The following is a 23,955-nucleotide window of genomic DNA, read 5'->3' as shown; positions in this document are numbered from 1 at the left end:
CGCCTAGGAGGCGGGGGCCGTCGTGGGGTGCGTCGGCGCGGTCATCCGGTGCAGGGCGGTGCGGAGTCGTGCGGTGAATGCGACCGGGCGCTCCTGGTGCGGCATGTGGCCGGTGTTCTCGAAGAGGTGGAACTCGCCGTGCGGGGTGAGGCCGGCGAGGGTGCGGGAGACCTCGGCCGGGATGAGGTCGAGGTCGCCGTGCAGGTAGTGGACGGGGACGGGGAGTTCGCCGAGGAAGGCGCGCGGGTCGCGCGGGGCTCCGTCGGCGAACAGCTCGGGCAGGAAGACGCTCGAATCCAGGACCTGGCGGATGGTCTGGTCGATCAGGGCGGGGGAGGTGTCGGGGCCGTACCAGGTGGGAACCCAGGCGGCGACGGTCGCGGCGCGGTCGGTGACGAGTGACGTGCGCAGTTCGGCTACCTGGGCGGCCTTCTCCGGGGAGACCGTGTTCCAGTAACCCGGGCCGCCGACCGAGACGACCCCGGCGATGCGGTCGGGGGCGCGGAAGGCGGCCTCCAGGGCGAAGGCGGCGCCTATCGAGCTGCCGACGAGTACGGGGCGGTCCAGGGACAGGGTGTCGATGAGGGCCAGGATGTCGGCGACGTTGGCCTCGGCGGTGTTGCCGGTGGCGGGGCGGGCGGAGAGGCCGCAGCCGCGCCAGTCGACGGTGACCACGCGGTGGTCGGGGGCGAGGGCGGCCACCTGGGCGTCCCAGGCGCGTCCGCTGGTGCCCCAGCCGTGCAGGAACAGGGCGGCGGGGCCGGTGCCGTGGTCCTCGTAGTGCAGTTCGGTGCCGTTGACGTGGGCGTGGGGCATGGTGATCGCTCCTTGGTCCGGTGGTGCGGTGGCCTGCGGTGTTTGCTCTCCGGGGGAGGCGCGGTGGCCGGTATCAGTTCACCGGGGAACGGGGGTGGGACCAACAGGCAGTTCGCGTCGGGAGCGATCACGGAACGAGATGGGTGCGGGTGGTCGGGCGGCCGGGTGGCCGGGCGGTGGCGGGGGTGCGGACGCGGTGTGGCCCCCGGGGCGCCCGCCGTCGCGTGCGGCGGGTGCCCCGGGGGCCTGTGGGGGGTGGGGTGGTGGTCAGCGCTTGACGCGGATGCGGTTGAGCTGGTCCTCGCCCTGGGGGCCGGCGTTGGACTTGTCGACGACGTAGGCGGTGCCGTGGGCGATCTCGATGTGGTTGGGGTTGGCGCCGGTGGTCACGGTCTTGACGACGGAGCCCTTGCGGGGGTCGATGAGGGAGACGGTGGCGGCGGTGCGGTTGGCGACCAGGACGGTGCGGGAGCGCGGGTCGCTGGCGACGGCGAGGGTGCCGTCGCCGGTGGGCACGGACTTGGTGACGGCGCCCTTGCGCAGGTCGACCACCGAGAGGGAGCCGGCCTTCTGGTCGGCGGTGTAGGCGGTGCGGCCGTCGCGGGACAGGGCGATCGAGATGGGGCCTTCGCCCGTGGGGATGAGGCGCGGGGTCTTGGTGCGGGTGGACGCCTCGATGATCTGGTTGCCGTTCAGGTCGGTGGCGTAGGCGGTGCCGGTGCGCTCGTTGACGGCGAGGCCGGCGGGGCCCGCGCCCTCGACCGTGACGCGCTTCTTCTCCTTGTACGTGCGGGTGTCGAAGGCGACGAGCGAGCCGTCGCCGAAGCCGCTGGCCCACGCGGTGTTGTGCCGCTCGTCCACGACGACCTCGCGGGCGTGGTTCACGCCGGGGAGCGTGGCGAGGTGCTTGCCGGTGCGCTGGCTGTAGACGGCGACGGAGTTGTTGCGGGTGTTGGTCGTCCAGACGGTGTTGTGCTTGTCGTCCACGGCGACTCCGTAGACCGCTTCGACGGCGCCGGTGGCCGCGTCCGTGACCGGCGGGGTGTAGGTCGCCTTCACCTTCATCGAGTGCGGGTTGACCTTCACCAGCGCGGAGTTGGTGACCGGCGGGCGGCCTACCGAGGCGGTGGCCCAGAGGACGTGGTTCCGGTCCGAGTACGCGGACTGGTAGAGACCCTTCGCCAGGGGAGCGGCCGTGACGGCCTTGCCGGAGTGCGTGGCCTTGCCGGAGTGGGCGGCCACGGGGGCGGGCCCGGCCGCGGGGGCGGCGTGCGCGGCGCCGGTCATGGTCAGCGTGCTGCCCGCGGCGACGGCCGCGGCCGTGGCGGCGATCCGGCGGATGCGGGGGGTCAGTGAAGACATGCGGCGTCAATCTCCTTGGCGGGGGTGCCCCTTGGGGCCGGCTCGCGGGAAGCGATCCAAGATTAAGTTAGCTTAGGCTTGCCTAACTTTTGACGGGTTTTGGTGTGGGGCGTGTCACAGGGGGTGGGGTGGGGATGGCGGCGTCGGTGCCGTCGTGGCCCGGTGCCGGTGGCCGGGAAGCCTGCTGCGGATCGCGGTGATCGCGGTGATCGCGGTGATCGCGGTGATCGTCGTGGAGGCGGGGTGGCGAATCCCTTGCCCGGCGCGGCAGTTGGCGTCAGGGCTGGACTCTGCGGGACGACGCTGATGCGGGGTGAGATCTTTGCTCCACTGGGGACGGCGAAGACCTCGGCGGCGACCTGTTCGGCCGCTTCACCGGGGTCGTCCGGGCCGGCGCCGGATGTCGGGGTTCAGAGCATCAGGCGTTCTTCTGGGCTGCGGCGCGGCGCTGCCGTTTGCCCAGGGGTGCCTGGGAGAGGTCCTCGGCGTTGCTCCTGAGGTTCTTGTGGCCGTAGCCGCGTTCGGCCAGCCACGCCTTCGCCGCGTCTTCGGCGCGTTCGGTCGCCTCCAGGATGTCCGCTTCCTCCTCTCCCGAGTCGAGGAAGCGGAAGGTGAAGGCCGGGCGCGCGGCCAGGTCGTAGCTGAGGCTTCCCTCAGGGGTGAAGGCCGCGTGCAGGATGTCGTGCTCCGCGGCACGGGACAGCAGCTCGGCCCGCTGATCGGTGCCGAGCCCGTCGAAGACACCGCGGACGGTGATACGGAAGGTACGAGTACTCATCTCGCGAGCCTAGCCAGCGCGCTCGGCCCGGCTCCACCGCGTTTCCGGCGGCACACGGTGGGCCCGGCCGACCGTGTGCCGCCCGCAACGGGGGGTGTGTTGCGTGTTCTTCCCCGCGTTCCTACCGGCCCACCATGTCGATTCCGCTGTTTCCGGCGCCTGATGCGGCCGGAGTCGCGGATGCTGCCGGGTGCGGCGTGGGCGCCTGTGCCGCCGGTGTGGCGACGGCGGTCTCCTTGAGGGTTTCTGCGTTCAATTCCGTGCGCATTTGCTTGCTGAAGCCGAAGAAGTAGGTGGCGAGGAAACCGGTGAGGTAGCCGACGGCCAGGCCGATTGCGTAGATGACGAGGGTGGTGGCGATGCCTTGGTTGCCCTTGACCAGAGGGAACAGGGCCCAGCCCGAGGGGCCGATGGCGGTGGAGCCGACGGTGTCGCCGAGTTGGTTGAAGAGGCCGATGAAGCCGCCGCCGAACGCGCCGCCGACGCAGGCGGTGATGAAGGGGCGGCCGAGGGGCAGTGAGACGCCGTAGATCAGCGGTTCGCCGACGCCCAGGAAACCGGCCGGGAGCGCGGACTTGATGGTGGTGCGGATCGAGCCGTTGCGCGGCAGCCGGAGGTAGACGGCGATGGCCGCGCCGACCTGGCCCGCGCCCGCCATGGCGAGGATGGGCAACAGGACGGTGTAGCCCTGCTGTTCGATGAGGGTGGTGTGGATGGGGATGAGGGCTTGGTGCAGGCCCAGCATCACGAGGGGGAGGAAGAGGCCGCCGAGGACGAAGCCGGCGAACGCGCCGCCGTGTGCCAGCAGCCAGTTGGCGAGCGTGCCGATCGCGGTGGAGACCTCGCCCGCCGCGTACATCAGGCCGAAGAGGGTGACCAGGCCCGTCACCAGGATCGTGAGGGTCGGCGTGAGCAGGACGTCCAGCGCCTCCGGTACGGCCTTGCGGCACCACTTCTCCACCTGGACCGCGAGCAGCGCGGCGGCCAGGGCGCCCAGCACACCGCCCTGGCCGGGGGAGAGCTTCTGGCCGAACGCGGTGATGTCCGCGACGCCGGGGAAGACGATGACCGCGGCGACCGCCCCGCCGATGACGGGGGTGCCGCCGAACTCCTTGGCGGTGTTGTAGCCGACGAAGACGGCGATCAGCGACATGAAGCCGGAGGCCATCGCGGCCAGCGCGGGGACCAGCGACGGGAGCCAACCGAGGTTCATCAGCAGGCCGTTGATGCCCGCGATGATGCCGCAGCCGATCAGGGCGGGGATCAGCGGGACGAAGATGTTCGCGACCCGGCGCAGGAACAGTTTGACCGGGGTGGCGTTCTTCGCCTTCTGGCGGGCCTTGAGCGCGGCACCCTGGGCGGCGAGGTCTTCGGCGGTGGTGGGGGACGCTTCCAGGGGCGGGGTCGGGGCCGGGGTCGGAGCCTGGGCCGGGGTGGGGCGGGGGGCAGTTGGGGCCCCGGTGGTGTCGGCTGCGGCTGCGGTGGTGGCGTCGGTGGTGGTGCCGGTCGCGCGGTTTTCCTCGACGAGGCGCTCGAATTCCGGGGTGACGCGGGCGACCGCTCCCGGGCCCAGCACGATCTGGTACGTGTCGTCCTCGACCACTCCCATGACCGCGGGCAGCGCCTTGAGCGCGTCGTCCTGGACCAGCGAACGGTCCTGGACGCCGAGGCGGAGCCGGGTCATGCAGTGGGCGATGGAAGTGACGTTCCTGGCGCCGCCGACGAGAGGGAGGATCGCGGCGGCGGTGGCGCGGTTCTTGTCTTCGGACATGTGCGGTGCCTTGCTGTGCGGACAACGAGGAGGGTGGTGCGGTGGGGGTGGGGGTGGCAGCGGTGGGGGCGGTCGGGTCAGGGTTTGCGGGTGGCTTCCAGGGCGGCGCGGAGGTGGCCGTGCGAGGCGTCCAGGAGACGGGCCGTGGTCGGGGCGTCGGTGCCGCCGACGATCATGAGGATGGCGTTCTTCACCTCGCCGTCCGAAGCGGCGAGCGCGGTCTCTATCTCCTCGTCGGACGCGCCCGTGGCGAGCGCGACGATGCGCCGCGAACGGGCCTGGAGCTTCTCGTTGGACGCCCGGACGTCGACCATGAGGTTTCCGTAGGTCTTGCCGAGCCGGATCATGGTGATCGTCGAGAGCATGTTGAGCACGAGCTTCTGCGCCGTGCCTGCTTTGAGGCGGGTGGAGCCGGTCAGCAGCTCCGGGCCGACGACGACCTCGATGCCGTGCTCGGCCGCCGCGGCGAGTGCCGAACCGGCGTTGCAGGACAGGCCGACGGTCAGCGCGCCCAGGGCACGGGCGTGCTCGACGGCGCCGACCGCGTACGGGGTGCGGCCCGACGCGGAGATGCCGACGACGGTGTCATCGGCGGTCAGGCCGAGTGCGGTCAGGTCGTCGGCGGCCAGCGCGGCGCTGTCCTCGGCGCCCTCGACGGCGGTGACCATCGCGGACGGGCCGCCGGCGATCAGGCCGAGCACTTCGGTGGGATCGGTGTTGAACGTCGGCGGGCATTCGCTGGCGTCCAGCACACCCAGCCGCCCTGCCGTCCCCGCGCCGGCGTAGATCAGCCGGCCGCCTTCGGCCATCCGTGCGGCGATGCCGTCTATGGCGGCGGCTATCCGCGGCAACTGCGTGGCGACGGCTGCCGGGACGGTGGCGTCCTCGTCGTTCATCGTCCGGGCGATCTCCAGGGTGGATCGCCGGTCTATCTCGGCCAGCTCGGGGCGGAACGCCTCTGTGGTGAGGGTGTCCAACTGGGCCCGCAGACGGGTGTGGTCGTCGGTGGAAGTCATGGGGGCGGCTCTTTCCGGCTCGTACGGACGGACCTGTACGACGTGCTGTGAGGGGCGTGCTGAAGGGGAGGGGAGGGAGGGGAGGGGAGTTGTGGTGCCTGGGGGCGATGGTGGTCAGCGGTGGGTGCGGGGGGAGTGGCGGTGCGCCAGCGCTTCGTAGGAGGCGGACAGGGCGGGGGCCGCGATGTCGTAGGTGCGCTGTGCGACCCCTATGAACAGGCAGTCGACGACGAGGAGTTGGCTGGTACGGGACGACATGGCGGCGGGTCGCAGCTCGCTTTCGCGGGCCGTGGACGTCGTCAGGATGTGGTCGGCGTAGGACGCGATCTCGCCGTCCGGGCGGCCGGTGATCGCGATGGTCGTCGCGCCGTGGTCGAAGGCGACCCGCAGCGGCTCTATGACGTCGGTGGTCCGGCCGGAGTGGGTGATCGCGAGGGCCACATCACCGGCCCGCATCTGTACGGCGTTCGTCACCGCGAGGTGCGGGTCCGCGGGGGCGTGCGCGATCAGGCCGATGCGCAGCAGCTTCTGGACCAGATCCTGGCCGACCAGATTCGACGCCCCTATGCCGTACACATCGATGCGGCGGGCCGAGACCAGCGCGGCGACGGCCGCTTCGAGCTGGGTGACGTCGAGCCCCGCCGCGGTGTCCGCCAGGCACTGCTGCTCTTCCTGTGCCAGCTTCGCGACGACGTCGGTGAGGGTGTCGTCGACCGCTATGTCGGCGGTGACGGCCGGGGCGCCGCCGGCCTCCTGCTGCGCGGCCAGCGCGGCGAGGGCGAGGCGCAGGTCGCGGTAGCCGGGGTAGCCCAGCAGACGGGAGGTGCGGACGACCGTCGCCTCGCTGGTGCCCGTACGTTCCGCCAGGCCGGTGACGGTGAGGGCGGCGCAGCCCGCCGGGTCGTCGGCGACGGCCTCGGCGACCCGCTGCATGGAACGCGTCATCGAAGGGCCGAGGGTGCGGACCTTGGCGGCCAGCGCCGCAGGGGCGGGTGGGGTCGGGGCCGGTCGGGTCTCGACGGCCGCGTCCTTGAAAGTTTCCTTCAGGCTGCTGCTCACAACTGAAAAGTAATTTCATCGGCTGGTCGCGTCAATACCTCGACTCCCGGCCTGTGGAAAACCCGGGCCGCAGGTCACGGCCTGTGGACAACCGCGGAAGGCTGTCGGTGGTCCGCGAGAGAATGGGTGGCATGGAGCTGGAACAGGCATTGCATGCCGCGCGGGCGCTGGTGCTCGCCGATCTGATGGCCGACGAGGTCGCCGACGCGGACATCGTCTCGCTGGTCGAGGACGCCGTCGTCCACCGCAGATGGTGGGTGGAGCAGTGGCCTGCAGGCGTGGAGTTCGTCGCCGGTCTGGTGGCGCAGGACGTGCAGGACGCCCTGCTGGAGCGGTACGGCCGCTGGCCGCTGTGCCCGGTGTGCACGGAGACCGGCGATCCGCACGCGCTCGACGTGGAGCCGGAGTTGGGGCCCGATCCGCACTGGGTCTGCCCGAAGACGGCCGTGACGGTGTCCCGCGTCGGCGGGCTCGGCAAGCCGTCGGAGCGGTGAGGTGGCCACTTCCGGAGCGGCGTCGGCGGGTGGCGCGGCAGTGTCCGACGGCAGCGGGGAGCGGTGACGTGGCGATCTACATCGACCCGCCCACCTGGCCGGGCCACGGCCGCATGTGGTCGCACGTCGTCAGCGACGTCTCGTTCGACGAGCTGCACCGCTTCGCGGACGGCATAGGCGCGCCCCGCAGGGCCTTCGAGCGCGATCACTACGACCTGCCGGGCGAGCGCTACGGCGACGCGGTGCGGGCCGGCGCGGTGGAGGTCGGCAGCAAGGAACTGCTGCGCCGCCTGACGGACGCCGGGCTGCGCCGCCCCAAGCACCGCCCGGCACCGGCCGGCGGGGCCCCGGGCGTGGCCGACTGACCCGGCCCGGGGCGGGGTGGATCAGTCGAACAAGTCGGGCTGTTCCGCCGTGATCTGGTCCCACAGGGGACGGAAGCTGAGCCAGCCCGCATACGGGGAGCCGACTTCCTTGCGGGAGAACTCAGCCGTCTCGTGGTCGATGCTGATCGGCTTGCCCGCGGCCATGGCGACGAGCTGGGCCTGACAGGAGCGCTCCATGGTGATGAACCACCATGCCGCCTCGCCCACGCTGTGCCCCACGGTGATCAGGCCGTGGTTCTGGAGGACGGCGGCCTTGGCGTCGCCGACGGCCTCGGCGATGCGGGTGCCCTCCTCCCGGTAGCCTGCCGGGCCGCCGTATTCGGTGTAGAGGCCGTGGTCCTGGTAGAAGGCCGTCGCGTCCTGCGTGATCGGGTCGAGCCGCATGCCGAGCGAGGAGAACGCCTTGCCGTACAGGGAGTGCGCGTGAGCGGCTGCCACCACGTCGGGCCTGGCCTGGTGGACCGACGAGTGGATGTGGAAGCCGGCCATGTTCACCGGTCCTCGGCCCTCGACGACTTCGCCTTGCTCATTGACGAGGAGCAGGTCGGAGACCTTGATCCGGTTGAAGCTCATCGCGAAGGGGTTCAGCCAGAAGTGGTCGGGGAACTCCGGGTCGCGCGCCGTGATGTGCCCGGCGACGCCCTCGGAGAACCCGAACCGGCCGAACAGCCGGAAGGCGGCGGTCAGTTCCCGCTTGCGCAGCAGTCGCTCCTCCGATGAGGACAGGTTCTCCGGCGGGGTGGGCAGCCCGCCTTCGCCCGCCCGGAAGACGTTCACGTCTCCGTACCGGCCTGACGGTTCGATCGAGGTCTGGGGCGCGTCCTTGGTTTCGGTCATGTCTTCACGCTAGGGACGAGTCCGGGGGACGGGTACGGAGAAAACGGCCCGGATCCCGACGGACTAATGTGTGCTGTGCACATATATCTCGGCGGCGGGCGGAGGGGTGGCGATGGCCGAGTCCTGGCTCGAACTGCTGCTGGCGGGAGCGTCGGCCGAGACGATCAGCGCCCACGGCGACGACCTCGTGCGGGGCGGCGCCGACCCCGTGGCGGCGGAGCGGCAGGCAGGCGCCGCCCTGCGGCTGCTGGCCCGGCTGGACGAACGGCGCCGACGGGCGGCGGAGCTGGCCGCGCTCAACGACATCGCCGCGCGGCTGGCGGGCCTCCACCAGCCCGACGAACTGCTCCAGGAGATCACCGCGCAGGCCCGCAGGCTGCTGGGCGCGGACCTCGCCTACATCGGCCTGGTGCACGGCGACGACTTCGTGATGGAGGTGGCGAGCGGGGCCGTGACCCCGCAGCTGCGGGGCCTGCGCGTGCCCCGTGACGCCGGGATGCTCGGCGCGGTCCTGAACCGTGGCGCACCGGTCTGGACCAGCGATTACGCCACGGAACCCGCCTTCGCCCACGACTCCTTCGACGCCACCGCAACCGCCGAGCGGTTCCGCGCGCTGCTCGGCGTGCCGCTCGCCGCGCGCGGCCGGCAGCTCGGGGCCCTGTTCGTCTGCAAGCGCAGGGAGAGCCACTTCGCCGAGGAAGAGATCACCTTGCTGTCGGCGCTGGCCTCGCATGCGGCGCTCGCCCTCGACAGCGCCGCGGCGATCGAGCGGCACCAGACGGCGGCGGAACAGCTCACCGCCGTCAACGCGCGGCTGGAGCGGGCGTTGGCGTGGGAGCAGCAACTGACCGCCGTGGTGCTGCGGGGCGGCGGCGTCGAGGAGCTGGTGGACGAGATCGCGGCAGCGGCCACCGGAGAGGTGCGGTTCGTCGACGCGGGCGACGCCGTGCCCGCCGACCTCGTCGCGCGGGTGCCCGAACTGCCCTCCGTGCTGGCCGCGCTCGTCAACGACCCGCGGGGCGCCTGCCGTGCCGTCCAGGCCGACGGCGGGACCGTCCAGATCACGGCGGTGATCGCCCGGCAGGTCACGGTGGGCGCGCTGGTGCTCCTGGACGGTAAGGACGCGGAAACCGACCGGTCGCTCCTCGAACGGGCCGCCCCGGCCCTCGCGCTCGCCGCCGTCGGCGAGCGAGCGGTCACCGAGGCGACCCGGCTGACCCGGGACGCGCTGCTGCTCGACCTGCTCCACCGCCCCGAGCCGGACCCGGCGGTGCTGCGCCAGCGCATGCGCAACGCGGGACTCGACCCGTCGGCCGGGTACTGCCTCGTGTCGGCCGAGCCCGGTCAGGGGCAACCGGGAGAACCCCAGCGGCGGGCGCGCCGGGAACTCGCCGCGCTCGGCCCGCCCGCCGGCACGATCGTCGCGGCGGACGGCGCACGGCTGGTCGCGGTCGTGCCCGCGCGCGACCCCGAGCAGCTCGTACGGGCCTGGGGCGCAGGCGGCACGCCCCCGTCGGCCACCATCGGCGTCGCCGGACCCACCACGGGCCCCGCCGATCTCCACCGCTGCTACCGCGAAGCGGTGCGCACCGTGGACGCGTTGCGGACCCTCGGCCGTACCGGCGTCGCCGCCACGGCCGCCCGGCTCGGCATCTACCGCGTGCTGCTCAGCCACGCCGGGCGCGCCGAACTCCAGGCGCAGTTCGACGCGTTGCTGGGTGACGTGGTCCGGGAGCAGGAACGCCGCAGCATGCCGATGCTCGCCACGCTCAAGACCTACCTCGACCACGGCTGCCGCGCCGCGCCCGCGGCCAAGTCGCTCGGCGTCCACGTCAACACGCTCTATCAGCGGCTCGCCGTCCTGGACGGCCTCCTCGGCTCCACCTGGCGTGAGCCGCCGCGCGCGCTGGATCTGCAGTTCCTGCTCCGGGTGCACCCGGACGCGGAGCCGTGGTGACGGTTCCGGCGTGCGGACGGGACCGGCGTGCGGACGTGACCGGAGCGCCGCCGTGGCCGGAGTGTGCCCGGCGCCGTCCCGTGGGGTGAACCGGCGCCGCCCCGCGGGGTGAACCGGCGCCGCCCCGTGGGGTGTTGTGTGTGCCCGCCTACCGCTGGAGGCCGAGTCGCCCGGCCGCATCGGCCGTCGCCCCGCTCAGCGCGTCGGCGATCTCGGGCAGCCGCGGGGTGATGCGGGCGGTGGGCCCTGCCACCGCGATGACCCCGCGGACCTCGCCGTTCGTCAGGATCGGACGGGCCGCCGCGCTCACGTCGGGCAGGGTCTCCCCCCGGTTGAAGGCGACACCTTCGGACCGTACGGTCGCCAACTCCTCGCGGGCCGCCCGGAGTTCCTGCCGGTCGGTGATCGCGTTCTCCAGATAGGCGTCACGGCGGCGGGGTGACCTGAAGGCCAGTACGACCTTGCCCGCGCTCGGCGGGTAGAGCGGGCGGCGGGTGCGGATCGGCGCCGAGTAGCGGATCAGCTGCCGGGACTCGGCAGCTGCGAGGTAGACCAGGGAGTCGCCGACCGCGATGCCGACCATGGCCGTCTCGTCGAAGGCGTCCCGCAGGGCTTCCAGGCCGGGCCCGGCCGCCGCCGCCACGTCCGGCGCCGGCAGGAGCAGCAGGTTCCCCAGCGCGGGGCCGAGGTGGTAGAGCCCCTGGTCCTCGATCAGGTACCCCGCCGAGACCAGGCCCTTGACCAGCCCGAACACCGAGGATTTCGGGGCGTCGAGCGCGGTGGCGAGTTCATGCATCCGGACGCCGGGCCGCTGGGCGACGGTTTCGAGGATGTCCGTCACGCGGCTGACGGTTCGGTGGGCCTTGGCGTGGGTCTCCGGCACTGCTGCTCCCTGTGCGTTCGTATATACGGACTCTACTGCTTGGCGCCGGTGGCCGTTTCCGGCCTCTTGACCGCCCCTGGGGGTAGGAATAGGTTCGGCTGAATTCGCATGTACGCACCATGGATCGCATATAGGACTCAGGGGTGGCGCGTGTGCGGGTCTCAAGCGGGTACAGGGGCGCACGTCGCCCCCGGTCCGCCACCGCGCCCCGGCCGGCGAACGAGCAAGGAGCGGCAGCACGATGGACTTCGAACCGACCGAGCAGCAGCGGGACATCCAGGCCGGCGTACGCGACCTGGCGCGGTCCTTCAGCCCCGCATACTGGGCCGACCAGGACCAACGGGGCGCGTTCCCCTGGGAGTTCTACGACGCCTTCGCGAAGGCGGGCTGGCTGGGCATCGCCATACCCGAGGAGTACGGGGGCGGTGGTCTGGGCGTCCTGGAGGCGGCCCTGCTGCTGGAGGAGGTGGCCGCGTCCGGTGCCGGAATGAACGGGTGCAGCACCATGCACCTGACCATCTTCGGCCTCAACGTCCTCGCCAGGCACGGCAGCGAGGCACTGCGCCGCGAGGTGCTGCCGCAGGCCGCCACGGGAGACCTGCACGTCTGCTTCGGCGTCACCGAACCCGACGCGGGCACCGACACCACCCGCATCTCCACCTTCGCCCGCCGCGACGGCGACGACTACGTCATCGACGGCCGCAAGATCTGGATCACCAAGGCGGGCGACGCGCAGAAGATGGTGCTGCTGGCCCGCACCACCCCGCGCGCCGAGGTCGGCAAACCGACCGACGGCATCTCCGTCTTCCTCGCCGACGTCGACCGCACGGCCATGGACATCCGCCCGATCCCCAAGATGGGCCGCAACGCCGTCGCCTCCAACGAGATCTTCATCGACGGCCTGCGGGTACCGGCGAGCGCCCGGATCGGCGAGGAGGGCAAGGGCTTCCGCTACCTCCTGGACGGCCTGAATCCCGAGCGCATCCTGCTCGCCCACGAAGCCCTGGGCATCGGCCGCGCCGCGCTGGACGCCGCCACCCGCTACGCCAACGACCGCGTCGTCTTCGACCGCCCCATCGGACAGAACCAGGGCATCGCCTTCCCCCTCGCCGAGGCCCTGACCAGGCTCGATGCCGCCCGCCTGATGGCCAGGAACGCGGCCTGGCGCTACGACCGCGGACTGAGCTGCGGACGCGAGGCCAACATGGCCAAATGGCTGTGCGCCGACGCCGGTTACCAGGCAGCGGACCGTGCCGTGCAGACCCTCGGCGGCATGGGGTACGCGAAGGAGTACCACGTCGAACGGTACTTCCGTGAGTCGCGGCTGATGCGCCTCGCCCCGATCAGCCAGGAAATGGTGCTCAACTACGTATCCCAGCACGTCATGGGCCTGCCCCGGTCCTACTGAGCGCACCCGCCGCACCCCTACCGCACCCTCTGGAGGAGCCATGCACGCGCTGGACGGCATCGTGGTGGTCAGCGTGGAACAGGCGGTGGCCGCGCCCTTGGCCACCCGTCACCTCGCGGACCTGGGCGCCCGGGTCATCAAGATCGAAAGGCCGGACGGCGGTGACTTCGCCCGCGGCTACGACGAGGCGGTGCGCGGCATGGCCTCGCACTTCGTCTGGCTCAACCGCGGCAAGGAATCCGTCGCCATCGACCTGAAGACGGACGAGGGGCGCGCGGCGCTCGCCGAACTCGTCGCGCACGCCGACGTGTTCGTCCAGAACCTCGCCCCCGGCGCCGCCGCGCGCCTGGGCTTCGGCGCCGAGGCCCTGTGCGCCGCGCACCCTGACCTGATCGCCGTGGAGATGTCCGGCTACGGCGGCTCGGGCCCCTACCGCGACCGGCGCGCCTACGACCTGCTCATCCAGGGCGAGACCGGCCTGGCATCGGTCACCGGAACCGCCGCGTCCCCGGCCAAGACGGGCATCCCGGTGGCCGACATCGGCGCCGGCATGTACGCCTTCTCCGCCGTCCTGGCCGCCCTGCTGCGCAGGGAACGCGGCGCCGGCGGCGCCCACCTGGAGATCTCGATGTTCGACGCGGTGACCGAATGGATGGGACACCCGCTCTACACCACCCTGCACACCGGAACGCCCCCGCCGCGCGCCGCACTGGGCCACCCGGCGATCGTCCCCTACGACGCCTACCCCACGGCGGACGGCCCCGACCTCCTGATCGGCGTCCAGAACGACCGCCAGTGGCGGCAGTTGGCGCGTGACGTGCTCGGCCGCCCCGACCTGGCCGAAGCCCCCGACTACGCCACCAACGTCGCCCGCTGCCGCCACCGCGCGACCGTGGACGCGGTGATCGCCGAGGTGACGGCCGGGCTGCCCACCGCGGAACTGGTCAGCGCACTCGATGCGGCGGGCATCACCAACGCCGCGCTGCACACCGTCCACGGTCTGGCCGGCCATCCGCAGCTGGCCGCCCGCGACCGGTGGCGGGCCGTCGACACGCCGGTCGGCCCCATCGACGCGGTGCTGCCGCCCATCAACTTCGCGGACGTCGAGGCGCGCATGGGCTCGGTGCCCGCACTGGGCGAGCACACCCGGGACGTGCTCGCCGAATTCGGCGCCGACGGGCGCGGCGGGCCGCCCGGAGAGGGGAGCGAACGCTGACGGTGTCGTGGCGCGCCCGTACGGGCGGCGGGCGGCGCGTCGGGGGCGGGGTCCGGCGGGCGGCACCCGCACCATGGCCCTGACCACGCGCCGCGCCGAAAGGAGACCGTCATGCCGGCCAGGGACGTACCGGTGAGGGAGCCGTCCACCACCCTCGACACGCGCTACAGCAGCGACGGCGCCACCCCCACCGCATGGACGGCGGCGGTCGGCGGGCTCACCGAGGCGGAGGTCTTCTGGCTCGCCACCCTCAGGCCGGAAGGGCGCCCGCACGTCACCCCGCTGATCGCCGTCTGGATGGACGACGCGCTGCACTTCTGCACCGGACCCGCCGAACGCAAGGCGCACAACATCGCCGCCAACTCCCACTGCGTCCTGACCACTTCGACAGCCGGCGGCAACGACCTGCACGCCGGGCTCGACGTGGTCGTCGAGGGGGAAGCCGTCCAGGTCGGCGACGAGGAGACGCTGCGGCGGCTGGCCGACGCCTACGCCGCGAAATACGGCGGCGACTGGCGGTTCGAGGTCCGCGACGGCGCCTTCGTCGGGGGCGGCGGCCGTGCCGTCGTCTACCGGGTCGCACCGGAGACGGCCTTCGGCTTCGGCCGGGGCGAGACCTACAGCCAGACCCGGTGGAGCTTCACCGGGACGGGCTGATGGCGGCCCGCCCCGGCGCGTCGGACGTCAGCCCGCGTGCTGCTCCGAGCCTTCAGCGGAGGAGCGGGCCGCGGGCACGGAGGCGCTGTCGGAAGGCGCCGACTTGGCGATGATCCGGGAGCGCGGCGTGGACCGCTGGAGGCGGAACGAGATGAAGGTGGTCAGCACGGCCACCGCGGCCAGCGCCGCGCCGAGTCCTGCCACCGAGCGGTAGCCCCAGTGCGCGGCGATGACCAGGCCGCCCAGCCAGGGGCCGAGGGTGTTGCCGACGTTGAAGGCGGCGGTGGTGGTCGCCCCGGCCAGCGTCGGCGCGGCGTTGGCGACGTTGAACATCCGGGCGTTCAGCGCCGGAGCGGTGGTGAACGCCGTGACGCCGAGCATCAGGGAGAGGGCGACGGCGGCGACCGGATTGTGCGCGGTGATCGCCAGCACGGCCAGCACGACGGTGGACGCGGCGATTCCGGTGAACAGGGTGGGGAACAGATGCGCGTCGGCGACCCGGCCGCCGACGAACGTACCGATCAGCGCGCCGACACCGAAGAGCGCGAGCACCGTCGGCACCCAGCTCTCCGCCAGCCCCGCGGTGTCGGTCAGCAGCGGGGAGAGGTACGAGAACAGCGCGAAGACCGCGGCGCCGTTCATCGCCGTCGCGGTCAGCGAGAGCCAGACCTGTTTGTCCTTGTAGATGGCCAGCTCACGGCGGAGCTGCGGCCGGTCGTCACCCGTCGGCACCGCCGTACGCGGCACCAGCGCGATCACTCCCACCAGGCCGATCACCGACAGCACGGCCACCGCCCAGAACGCCGACCGCCAGCCCGCGTGCTGCCCGAGCAGCGCGCCGGCCGGGACACCGGCGATGTTGGCGACGCTCAGCCCGCCGACCATGACGGCCATCGCACGGGCCCGCGCGGTCACCGGGACCAGCGAGACGGCGACCGCGGCGCCGACCGCCCAGAACCCGGCACAGGCCAGCGCGCTCACCACCCGGGAGACGAACAGCACGCCGTACGTCGGCGCCAGCGCGCCCGCCACCTGGCCGAGGCCGAAGACGGCGAGCAGCGCCATCAGGGTCGTACGGCGCGGCAGCCGCAGCGTCGCGGCGGCCAGCACCGGCGCGCCGACCACCATCCCGATCGCGAACGCGGACACCAGCAGTCCCGCCTGCGGGATGGAAACCCCCAGGTCACGGGCGAGCGGCTGGAGGATGCCGGACAGCATGAATTCACTGGTGCCCAGCGCAAAGACAGAAAGGCCGAGTACGTACACGGCTATGGGCATGCGGGCGCGTTCGGAGGGAACGGAAGGATCGGATGGAGCAGGCATAACAGCAAGGAACAGCGAAGGCGGGAGGGGAATTCCCGTTCGAGCGCGGTGTCCACGTTCCGGGACGGGGCGCGGCCCTCCCGTACGGTTACCCGGCGGCCAGGACCGGCTCCACCGCCTCCGACACCGCCGCCAGCAGCGTCTCGACGTCCGCTCCCCACCGCGAACTGATCACCAGGTCCCGAGCGGGGTCCACCCACAGCAGGTGGCTGCCGCCGTTCCCCCGGGCGCAGCGGCCGGACGCCGGAGCCTGCGGCCACACCGTGCGGTCATCGTTCAGCCACCAGGACAGCCCGTAGTTCGGCTTGACCCGGCAGGGCGTCCACAGCGCGTCGATCCATTGCCGTGACACCACCTGGCGGTCGCCCCACCGTCCGCCCCGCAGACAGAGCTGCCCGATCCGGGCGAGGTCGAGCGCGCTGATCCACAGGCCGCCGCCCCAGTGCGCGCCGCCGGACACCACGGGCACCCGGCCGCCGTCGATGTCCACCACGGAATCGGCATAGCCGTGCCAGGACCACGAGGGCGAGGCACCGACCGGCTCCATGATCCGGCTGCGCAGCACGTCCGGCAGCGACCGCCGGAACAGCACCGTCAGGGCGAGGGCGGCCAGGTTCACCCGGACGTCGTTGTAGGCCCAGCCCTCCCCGGGCGGACCGCCCGCCGACTCCGTGCCCTCCCGCGTGCTCTGGGCGTCGACCGCGGTGGGCTTCCCCCACAGCTCGCCCTCCCACTGGCTGGTCTGATCCAGCAGATGGCGCCAGGTGATCGCGTGCCCGTGCCCGTCCGCGAACTGCGGCAGGCCGACGGACCGGCGGACCGGCTCGTCGAGACGCAGCAGCCCGTCATCCTGCGCCACCCCCGCCACCAGCGACAGCACGCTCTTGGTCGCGCTGAACGCCATCTCCTCCCGCGCCGGATCGCCCCAGCGGGCGATGACCACGCCCCGCCGCAGCACGACGCCGCTCGCACCCCGCCCGTCGAGCAGCGGCCCCACCACGTCCCGGTGGGAGGTGTCGGACACCTGGGCCGCGAGGTACGACGCCATGTCCTGCACACCGGCCACCGGCCGTTCGCCCTGCGCCCGAGCGGCCCGTGCCAGACCGGCCGCGTCCACCCCGGCCCAGGGATCGCCGCTGCCGCCGCCGAGATACGTCCCGTCGCTCATCCCTCCAGCAACTCCAGTTCCGTGGCGAGGTTGCGGCGGGCCGGGTGTTCCCAGTGGTCCCGGCCGGTGGGGGTGCGGAAGAGGCGGGGGAGGGACAGGAGTTGGCGGAGCACGGCGGCGCGGCCCGCGGTGAAGTCGGGGTCGGGGACGAAGGCGTACTCCTCGCGGACCGCCGCCGCGTAGGCCGCGTAGGCGTCGGGCCGGCCGGCGAGCACCGCGAGGTCGGCGTCGCACAGCACCTCGCCGTCGCGGTCGTCGGGGCCCGGGTCGTGGGTGACGGTGAGCCGCACCAGGCGGGCGACCTCGGCGGTGCGGGCCGGGCCGACGCCGAGTTCGGGCAGGGCGCGCTCGGCGAGGGCGGCGCTGCGCTCCTCGTTCTCGGAGCGGTCCGGGCGGTAGACCGCGTCGTGGAACCAGGCGGCGAGCTGGACGACGCACAGGTCGTCGGCGTGCGCGGCGAGTTCGTCGACGCGGTCCAGGACGGCGGTCAGGTGCGCGAGCGTGTGATAGCGGCGCTGCGGCTCCGCCCAGCGGGCCAGGAGGTTGTCCGCATACGGGGCGGGATCGGGGCCTTCCTGGCCGCGTGCCGATGCCACGGCGGCGGCCCAGCGCCGGTGCAGGTCCGGTGCCTGGCCGGTGGGCCGTGCCGTACGGGACTCGGGTGTCATGCGGCCATTGTGCCGCGCGGGGCACGGGCCGGGCGAGGGGGCTCGGGCCGGGTCAGGGGGCGGGGTGGTCGCGGCAGGACAACCGGTCGATGGACTCCGTGGTCGGCTTGAAATCGGTCTGCCAGTGCGGCTCTTCGTCCTTGATGGACGGGAGTGAGATGGCGAAGTCCTGCTCCCAGGCGGTGCTGGTGAGGTAGTCCCGCAGCGCGTCGCGCAGCTGCAGGCAGTCCGCGCGGTGGCCCTTGTCCATCGCGATGCCGTATTCGTTCGCCGAGCCGAAGAGGATGCCGGGGACGACCTTGAGGTGGGCGTCCTTCTCCTGCGTGAAGCCGTAGAGGATCATCTGGTCGGTCGAGACCGCGTCCGCCGTGCCGTCCTGAAGGTCCTTGATGCAGAGCGAGGCGTCGTGCTGCGGATAGTCCTCGATGTCGTCGTAGGCGGGCTTGTCCAGCTCCTTGACGGATGTGGTGCCCTCCCAGGTGCAGACGCGCTTGCCCTTGAGGTCCTTGCGGCTGCGGATGGTGGCGGCTTCGTTCTCGCGGATCATGACGCCCTGGGACGTGGTGGCGTAGGGGCCGACGAAGTCGACCGCCTTCATCCGCTTGTCGGTGATCGAGAAGGTCGCGATGACCAGGTCCTTCTGGTGGTGGGTGAGCACCGTGCTGCGGTCCTGGGACGGCACGCTGCTGAAATCGGGCTCCGCGTGCACGCCGGCGAGCACCTGCCGGGCGACGGTGATGTCGAACCCGGCGAACTTGTAGGAGGTCTCCTTGCCGGTCCCCGGCTGGTCGTTCTTGACGCCGACCGAGACCCGGCCGTCCGCGAACAGGGACGGCGGCTCGGGGTCGGCGCAGGCACCGGCGAGCAGCGCGGTGAGGGCGAGCAGCGCGGCGCAGGCCAGGCGGCGGCTCCGGCGGGAGCGGCTTCTCGGCGGCGTGTCCCGGTGCTGTGCGGGTGTGGTCATGGGCGTCCCCGTTCGCGTTCAGGTTCCTGGTCGTGGCCGGTGCCGGCCGTCAACTGTCGTGCAGCACCGCCGATGTGGCCCGTACGTCCATCAGGCAGTTCCGGCCGGTCTTCAACGTCAGCTGGATCTTGACGGTGCCGGTCTGCGCGCCCAGGGCGAAGTCGGCGGTGCCGCTGGACCTGAGGTCTTCCTCCTGGGCTGCGACACCTCCGGTGAGCAGGTGGACCGTGGCGGAGGTCCGGTGCAGGCAGGTCGGTCCCGACGGGTCGTGGTCGTCGATCGCCAGGTTCAGGCGCAGCCGTGCGCGCGGTTCTTTGAGGGCGGATTCGCCGAGGGTGAAGATCAGCGAGCGGTTCCCCGCGTCGTCGAGCGGCTGGGTGCCTTCCGTGCTGACCTGCCCCGTCACGTCGATGTCGGCGTGCGAGGCGCTGTTCTGGAACGCCAGCCAGCCGCCGACGGTGGCCAGCACGGAGATCAGCGAGAGCGCCCCGACGAAGCCGGCGCCCGGGGGCTTGCGGATCAGCACGCGGACGGCGGCCGTGGCGAGCGCGATCCCGGCCAGTACGGCGCACAGTACGTACTGGCCGAACGGGCCGCGCGGGTGCAGGCTCTGGGCGATCACCAGCCCGGCGCAGGCCAGCAGCAGCGGTAACCAGCGGGCGCTGGGGTGCAGCACCCAGCGGATGATGACGTTCTTGATGTCGTTGGCGGCGATGGAGTGGTCGCCGTGCGTGGTGGGGCTGTTGTGGATGTCACGGGTGGGCGGCCCGCCCGGGGTGTCCCGCGCGGGCCGGCTCCGGCGGTCGCCGCGGGCGCTCCCGGCCTCGCGGTCGTCGGCTGTCATGAGCCGTCCTGGGTGCGTCCGCCGCCTCCCAGGTGGATGTCGCCGTGGATCTCGACAGCCGCGAGGGAGTGCGCACCGTTCGCCGTGGGGTGGTTGTTGATGATCTGCACGGGGGCGGGTGCGGAGCGTTGGGCCACGTGTTCCAGCAGGTGGGAGGCTTCGCGGCGGTCGGCGGGCTCGGCCAGCCAGGCGGTGATGGCGTCGGAGAGCAGCTGCCGGTCCCGGTCGTCGAGGCGGGCCAGCAGGCCGTCGAGGGTGTCGGCGGTACGGGTGTCGAGCAGCGGCTCGGTGCCGCCGCCGATGCTGCCGCGGTCCTGGTCCCCGCCGTCGGAGTCGCGGCGCAGCAGCCGGCGGAAGAAGCCTTCGCCCGCCGTCACCGTGCGGTCGGCGATCCGCTGCTGGGCGGTGCTGAGGACGGTGCTGCCGAGGCTGTTCGCCGCCAGGGCGAGAAAAGGGGCGACTTCGGCGGAAACGGTGGCAAGGTCGGACATCGGCTTCTCCCTGCTCGTGGGCCACGTGCATGATGCCGCAACGCCCTTACGAGGAAGGCGTGTTACCCATGGTTGGCAAGTTTCACACCCGCCCTGATGAGTGGTTTGCGACGCGCGTAGCGGGGTCGGCCGGGTGAACGGAACGGGCCGTACGGGTAAGGGGTGCGCGTCGGGTCCGAGGTGCACAGGGGTGCCCGGCCGCGCGTACGGGCGGTTTTCGGTCGTGTCCCGCGCGGTGGTGGGCCCCGCATCACCCACCAGCCCTTACGCTGGATATTGGACTAGACCTGTGCCTGCCGGTCCACCGTCGTCCACTCCTGTCCATGTCGTCCACGTCGTCCACCGAAGGGTTGAGGTCACATGAGCAAGCGCGCACTCCTGGAGGTGATCGCGCTCGACCCGCAGGACGCGGTCGCGGCCCAGGCCGGAGGGGCCGACCGGCTCGAACTGGCCACCGACATGGCGGCCGACGGGCTCACCCCGCCCCGCGCCGTCTTCGCCGCCATCCGGGCCGCCGTCGACATCCCGCTGCGCGTGATGCTGCGCCGCGCCGACGGCTTCGCGGCCGGAGACGTGGACGCGCTGTGCGCGGACGCCGCCGCGCTGCGGGCCGAGGGCGCCGATGAATTCGTCCTCGGCTTCCTGGCCCCCGACGGCAGCCCGGACCTGCGCGCCGTGCGGGCGGTCGCCGAGGTGATCGACGGCTGCCGCTGGACCTTCCACCGGGCCATCGACCGGGCCGCCGACCGCGACGCCCTGCGCAAGGAACTGGCCACCCTCCCCGAGACCCCGGGCCCCGGCGGCGCCCCGGGGCCCGCAGGGCCCGACACATTCCTCACCGCGGGCTCCGCGTGCGGCGTCGACGACGGCCTGGCGACCCTGCTGGCCGAACAGTCCCGCGCGGCCACCGGCGAACCGGGCTACACCCCGCAGATCCTGGTCGGCGGCGGCCTCACCCTGGCCCACCTCCCGACGCTGCGCGCGGGCGGCCTCGACGCCTTCCACATCGGCGGCGCCGCCCGCCCCAACGGCTGGTCGGGCCCGGTGGACGCGGCAGCGGTACAGGAGTGGCGGACGGCGCTGGACGGGGCCTAGAGGGGCGGCGGGGCGATGGGGCGGGCGTCAGGCTGCGTCCGGCGGGACGCGGACGGTGCCCCGTGCCCCGATCCTGAACCCGCTGCCGTTGCGCGCGCCGAGCCGGGCGGCGAAGCCGACCGGTGTCCCGTCCGCCGTGAACTCCTCGCAGGTTTCGCAGAGGCGCGCCGTCCGCTGCCACCGGTAGCGGAAGGCGACGCAGAGCCGGTGCGCGCCGGGAGCGACCCGGGCACGCCCGGCGCGCGCCTCCCGCTGCCCCCAGCGCACCGGGTGCTCCCGGCCGTCGATCACGACGACCGGACGCGTCAGCAGGTGGTGGAACCAGGCCGCCAGAGGCGAGGCGGTGACGCACACCGTGACCTCCGTCTCCGCCCCCTCCCCGGCGCGCGGACCGTCGGCGCCGGGCCCACCGCCCCGCTCGTACGTCATGACGTGGTCGCCCCTTCGAAACCGTCGGGCAACTGACCGGGAACGGCATCCAATCCGTCGAGCATGTCCGTCAACTCCCCTGTCGCGGCGGCCGAACCGTCCCCTCCATCCGCCAACTGCTCGGGCAGCTCCGCCGCATGAATGATCGTCAGTCCTGACACCGCACGGGTCAGGCACACATACAGGCGGCGCAGCCCGGTGCGTTCGTCCGGCTCGCCCGCCACGATCGCGGCCGGTTCGTCCAGCACCACGTAGTCGTACTCCAGGCCCTTGGCGAGCGTCGCGGGCACCAGGGTCAGGCGGGCGTCGGCCGAGGTCTCATCGCCGGGGGAGAGGCAGCTCAGGCCGGCGTCCTCCAGGGCGGCGCGCAGCGTGGGCACCCGCTCGTCGGCCGCGATCAGGCCGATCGAGCCCTCCTTCGCCAGCGCGTCGTGGCAGGCGGCGAGCACGGACGTGTCCAGGTCCTGCGGCTGCACCGTGCGGATCTCGAAGTCGCCCGCCGACTCGCGGATCGAGGTCGCCTCCGTCAGCTCGGGCGCGATGGCGGGCAGCAGCCTGGACGCGTACGCGATGACCTCGCGCGGCACGCGGAAGCCCAGCGTCAGCTCCTCGATGGCCGAACCCGGCTTGCCGAGGTGGGCCAGCGCCTCCTCCCAGGTGTTGGTCGACCACGGGGTGGTGCCCTGCGCGATGTCGCCCAGGATCGTCACCGAACCCGTCGTACAGCGGCGGCCCACCGCCCGGTACTGCATGGGGGACAGGTCCTGCGCCTCGTCCAGCACCACATGGCCCAGCGAGTGGGTGCGCGCCACCAGGTCCATCGCCTCGTCGATCAACACCGCGTCCGCGGAAGACCACTTGGCGCTCTTCACGCTCCTGGCCGGCTTGGCCCACAGGATTTCCTGCTGCTCGTCGGGCGACAGGATCCCCTCCGCCTGCGCGGCCAGGAACTCCGCGTCACCCAGCAGCCGCAGCACCAGCTTCGCCGGATCCACCGGCGGCCAGACCGCCTTGACCACGGCCTTCACCGCGGGATTGCGCGCCACCGCGTCCTGCACCCGGTCGTCGGGCGCCTCGCCGGCCTGCTCCATCCGCACCAGCACGGCATGCGCGATCCGCTGCGGCAGCGCCTCGCGCGCCGCACCGTAGCGGATCTCCCGCTCCATCAACTCCCGCACGATCTCTTCGAGTTCATACGCCGGGATGCGCCAGCGGCGGGAGCCGCGGACGACCACGCAGGGCTCCTGCGGCAGCGAGATGTGCGAGCGGACCGCCCGCCGCAGCACCTCGGCCATCCGCGCGTCGCCCTTGAGCGTGGCGGCTGCCGCCCCGTCCGTGCCGCGCACCTCCACATGGCCGACGAGCATGTCGACGGTGGCCTGCTTGACCTCCAGCTCGCCCAGCGCGGGCAGCACCTGCTCGATGTAGTGCAGGAAGGAGTCGTTCGGGCCGATCACGAGGGTGCCCGAGCGGGCCAGCCGCTCCCGGTGCGCGTACAGCAGATACGCGACACGGTGCAGACCGACCGCCGTCTTCCCGGTGCCGGGCGCGCCCTGCACGCAGACCGAACCGCTGATCCCGGCGCGGACGATCTCGTCCTGCTCCGGCTGGATCGTCGCGACGATGTCCCGCATCGGCCCGACGCGCGGACGCTCGATCTCCGACTGGAGGAGCTTGCTGGTCTGCTCGGCCTCCCCGGGATCCGTGAGGTGCTCGTCCTCGTACGCGGTCAGCTCGCCGCCGGTGTAGCCGAATCTGCGGCGCAGCGCGAGATCCATCGGGTCCTTCTTGGAGGCCCGGTAGAACGGCTGGGAGACGGGGGCGCGCCAGTCGATGACCATCGGGTCGCCGTCGGCGTCGTGGACGTGCCGCCGCCCGATGTAGAAGTTCTCCCCGGACGCACCCTCCGCCGCGTCCATCCCCGGCGCGTGCAGGTAGTCGAGCCGCCCGAAGAAGAGCGGGGTGTGGGTCAGGTCGGCGAGCGCCTTGATGCGGGCGTCGATCTCGCCCTGGAGCACCTCGGCGTTGACCCAGTTCGCGGTGACGTCGGCGATGTTCAGCGCCTCGGCGTCGGCGCGCATGGCGCGCAGCGCGGTGCGGGACGCGGCGAGGTGGGCACGCTCGCGCTGGAGCGGGTCGGCTGCGGCGCCGGGGGCAGGGACGGATACGGGTGATGCGGGTTGCTGGGCGTGCGCGGGCACGGCGTTGCCTCCGGTGGGATCTCACTGCGGCGGGCACGCGCCGCTGCGAGCGGACACGGCGGGCCGTTGTTCGGTACGTGGGGCGGTCATCGGCGTGATGCGAAGAACCGGCCGGTTTCCGTCCGGTCGGCG

The 23,955-nt window shown here is 72.5% G+C and carries 23 protein-coding genes; 7 read left to right on the top strand and 16 right to left on the bottom strand.

Translation table 11 applies throughout. From position 1 onward, the window contains the following. Window positions 1–3: 3 nt before the first annotated feature. The 6 genes from ACIBK8_RS29000 to ACIBK8_RS28975 all read right to left on the bottom strand — a co-directional run bounded on the left by ACIBK8_RS29000 (window position 4) and on the right by ACIBK8_RS28975 (window position 6,802). Window positions 4–816 (bottom strand): alpha/beta fold hydrolase, encoded by an 813-nt coding sequence (locus ACIBK8_RS29000; protein WP_399044895.1) that lies wholly within the window; start codon window positions 814–816, stop codon window positions 4–6. A 267-nt stretch (window positions 817–1,083) separates the two neighbouring features. Beyond that, a complete protein-coding gene (locus ACIBK8_RS28995; RefSeq protein ID WP_399044894.1) occupies window positions 1,084–2,178 on the bottom strand; it encodes a YncE family protein in 1,095 nt (364 codons plus the stop codon). A 418-nt stretch (window positions 2,179–2,596) separates the two neighbouring features. Further along, a complete protein-coding gene (locus ACIBK8_RS28990) occupies window positions 2,597–2,956 on the bottom strand; it encodes a DUF6204 family protein (RefSeq protein ID WP_399044893.1) in 360 nt (119 codons plus the stop codon). A gap of 121 nt (window positions 2,957–3,077) precedes the next feature. Continuing rightward, window positions 3,078–4,727 (bottom strand): PTS transporter subunit EIIC, encoded by a 1,650-nt coding sequence (locus tag ACIBK8_RS28985; protein ID WP_399044892.1) that lies wholly within the window; start codon window positions 4,725–4,727, stop codon window positions 3,078–3,080. Window positions 4,728–4,804: 77 nt separating this feature from the next. Next, window positions 4,805–5,743: an N-acetylmuramic acid 6-phosphate etherase gene (gene murQ / locus ACIBK8_RS28980; RefSeq protein WP_399044891.1), complete on the bottom strand. Its 939-nt coding sequence runs from the start codon at window positions 5,741–5,743 to the stop codon at window positions 4,805–4,807. Window positions 5,744–5,857: 114 nt separating this feature from the next. Then, a complete protein-coding gene (locus ACIBK8_RS28975; RefSeq protein WP_399044890.1) occupies window positions 5,858–6,802 on the bottom strand; it encodes a MurR/RpiR family transcriptional regulator in 945 nt (314 codons plus the stop codon). Between the two features lie 131 nt (window positions 6,803–6,933). On the opposite strand from ACIBK8_RS28975, the gene ACIBK8_RS28970 reads away from it, so the two are divergent. Further along, window positions 6,934–7,296 (top strand): hypothetical protein, encoded by a 363-nt coding sequence (locus ACIBK8_RS28970; RefSeq protein ID WP_399044889.1) that lies wholly within the window; start codon window positions 6,934–6,936, stop codon window positions 7,294–7,296. Between the two features lie 68 nt (window positions 7,297–7,364). Then, complete coding sequence (locus ACIBK8_RS28965; protein WP_399044888.1) at window positions 7,365–7,661, top strand: DUF4031 domain-containing protein; 297 nt, start codon at window positions 7,365–7,367, stop codon at window positions 7,659–7,661. 21 nt (window positions 7,662–7,682) lie between these two features. Here ACIBK8_RS28965 and ACIBK8_RS28960 read toward each other — a convergent pair whose 3' ends face one another. Continuing rightward, a complete protein-coding gene (locus tag ACIBK8_RS28960; RefSeq protein ID WP_399044886.1) occupies window positions 7,683–8,519 on the bottom strand; it encodes a class II aldolase/adducin family protein in 837 nt (278 codons plus the stop codon). 70 nt (window positions 8,520–8,589) lie between these two features. Here ACIBK8_RS28960 and ACIBK8_RS28955 point away from each other — a divergent pair, with 70 nt between their 5' ends. Then, complete coding sequence (locus ACIBK8_RS28955) at window positions 8,590–10,476, top strand: GAF domain-containing protein (protein WP_399044884.1); 1,887 nt, start codon at window positions 8,590–8,592, stop codon at window positions 10,474–10,476. Between the two features lie 148 nt (window positions 10,477–10,624). On the opposite strand, the gene ACIBK8_RS28950 is transcribed toward ACIBK8_RS28955, so the two are convergent. After that, window positions 10,625–11,359 carry an IclR family transcriptional regulator gene (locus ACIBK8_RS28950; RefSeq protein ID WP_399044882.1) on the bottom strand — a complete coding sequence of 245 codons (735 nt, stop codon included), beginning with the start codon at window positions 11,357–11,359 and terminating at the stop codon, window positions 10,625–10,627. A 241-nt stretch (window positions 11,360–11,600) separates the two neighbouring features. On the opposite strand from ACIBK8_RS28950, the gene ACIBK8_RS28945 reads away from it, so the two are divergent. From ACIBK8_RS28945 to ACIBK8_RS28935, 3 genes are all read left to right on the top strand, one after another. Continuing rightward, window positions 11,601–12,767 carry an acyl-CoA dehydrogenase family protein gene (locus ACIBK8_RS28945; RefSeq protein WP_393688292.1) on the top strand — a complete coding sequence of 389 codons (1,167 nt, stop codon included), beginning with the start codon at window positions 11,601–11,603 and terminating at the stop codon, window positions 12,765–12,767. 40 nt (window positions 12,768–12,807) lie between these two features. Then, window positions 12,808–13,983, top strand: coding sequence for a CaiB/BaiF CoA transferase family protein (locus tag ACIBK8_RS28940; protein ID WP_399044880.1), 1,176 nt, complete (start codon window positions 12,808–12,810; stop codon window positions 13,981–13,983). A 111-nt stretch (window positions 13,984–14,094) separates the two neighbouring features. Beyond that, window positions 14,095–14,640, top strand: coding sequence for a pyridoxamine 5'-phosphate oxidase family protein (locus tag ACIBK8_RS28935; RefSeq protein WP_399044878.1), 546 nt, complete (start codon window positions 14,095–14,097; stop codon window positions 14,638–14,640). Between the two features lie 27 nt (window positions 14,641–14,667). Here ACIBK8_RS28935 and ACIBK8_RS28930 read toward each other — a convergent pair whose 3' ends face one another. From ACIBK8_RS28930 to ACIBK8_RS28905, 6 genes are all read right to left on the bottom strand, one after another. Further along, window positions 14,668–15,918, bottom strand: coding sequence for a Cmx/CmrA family chloramphenicol efflux MFS transporter (locus tag ACIBK8_RS28930; protein WP_399044876.1), 1,251 nt, complete (start codon window positions 15,916–15,918; stop codon window positions 14,668–14,670). Between the two features lie 133 nt (window positions 15,919–16,051). Next, window positions 16,052–17,131: a serine hydrolase domain-containing protein gene (locus tag ACIBK8_RS28925; RefSeq protein ID WP_399044874.1), complete on the bottom strand. Its 1,080-nt coding sequence runs from the start codon at window positions 17,129–17,131 to the stop codon at window positions 16,052–16,054. Further along, on the bottom strand, window positions 17,128–17,799 hold the full coding sequence (locus ACIBK8_RS28920) for a hypothetical protein (protein WP_399044873.1): 672 nt from the start codon (window positions 17,797–17,799) through the stop codon (window positions 17,128–17,130). Before ACIBK8_RS28920 ends, ACIBK8_RS28925 begins: the two co-directional genes overlap by 4 nt. A 52-nt stretch (window positions 17,800–17,851) precedes the next feature. Next, a complete protein-coding gene (locus ACIBK8_RS28915; protein ID WP_399044872.1) occupies window positions 17,852–18,763 on the bottom strand; it encodes a transporter substrate-binding domain-containing protein in 912 nt (303 codons plus the stop codon). Window positions 18,764–18,812: 49 nt separating this feature from the next. Beyond that, window positions 18,813–19,607: a hypothetical protein gene (locus tag ACIBK8_RS28910; RefSeq protein ID WP_399044871.1), complete on the bottom strand. Its 795-nt coding sequence runs from the start codon at window positions 19,605–19,607 to the stop codon at window positions 18,813–18,815. After that, window positions 19,604–20,098: a hypothetical protein gene (locus ACIBK8_RS28905; protein WP_399044869.1), complete on the bottom strand. Its 495-nt coding sequence runs from the start codon at window positions 20,096–20,098 to the stop codon at window positions 19,604–19,606. Before ACIBK8_RS28905 ends, ACIBK8_RS28910 begins: the two co-directional genes overlap by 4 nt. A gap of 360 nt (window positions 20,099–20,458) precedes the next feature. On the opposite strand from ACIBK8_RS28905, the gene ACIBK8_RS28900 reads away from it, so the two are divergent. Then, window positions 20,459–21,193, top strand: coding sequence for a copper homeostasis protein CutC (locus tag ACIBK8_RS28900; RefSeq protein WP_399044867.1), 735 nt, complete (start codon window positions 20,459–20,461; stop codon window positions 21,191–21,193). Window positions 21,194–21,220: 27 nt separating this feature from the next. On the opposite strand, the gene ACIBK8_RS28895 is transcribed toward ACIBK8_RS28900, so the two are convergent. Beyond that, window positions 21,221–21,622: a hypothetical protein gene (locus ACIBK8_RS28895; RefSeq protein WP_399044865.1), complete on the bottom strand. Its 402-nt coding sequence runs from the start codon at window positions 21,620–21,622 to the stop codon at window positions 21,221–21,223. After that, window positions 21,619–23,823, bottom strand: coding sequence for a HelD family protein (locus ACIBK8_RS28890; protein WP_399044864.1), 2,205 nt, complete (start codon window positions 23,821–23,823; stop codon window positions 21,619–21,621). The genes ACIBK8_RS28895 and ACIBK8_RS28890 overlap by 4 nt, the downstream gene beginning before the upstream one ends. Window positions 23,824–23,955 lie beyond the last annotated feature (132 nt).

The sequence above is a fragment of the Streptomyces sp. NPDC050161 genome (genome assembly GCF_044460025.1).
Lineage (GTDB): Bacteria > Actinomycetota > Actinomycetes > Streptomycetales > Streptomycetaceae > Streptomyces.
Note: the sequence above shows the minus strand (reverse complement) of the source record. Positions and strands in the feature narration are given on the sequence as shown.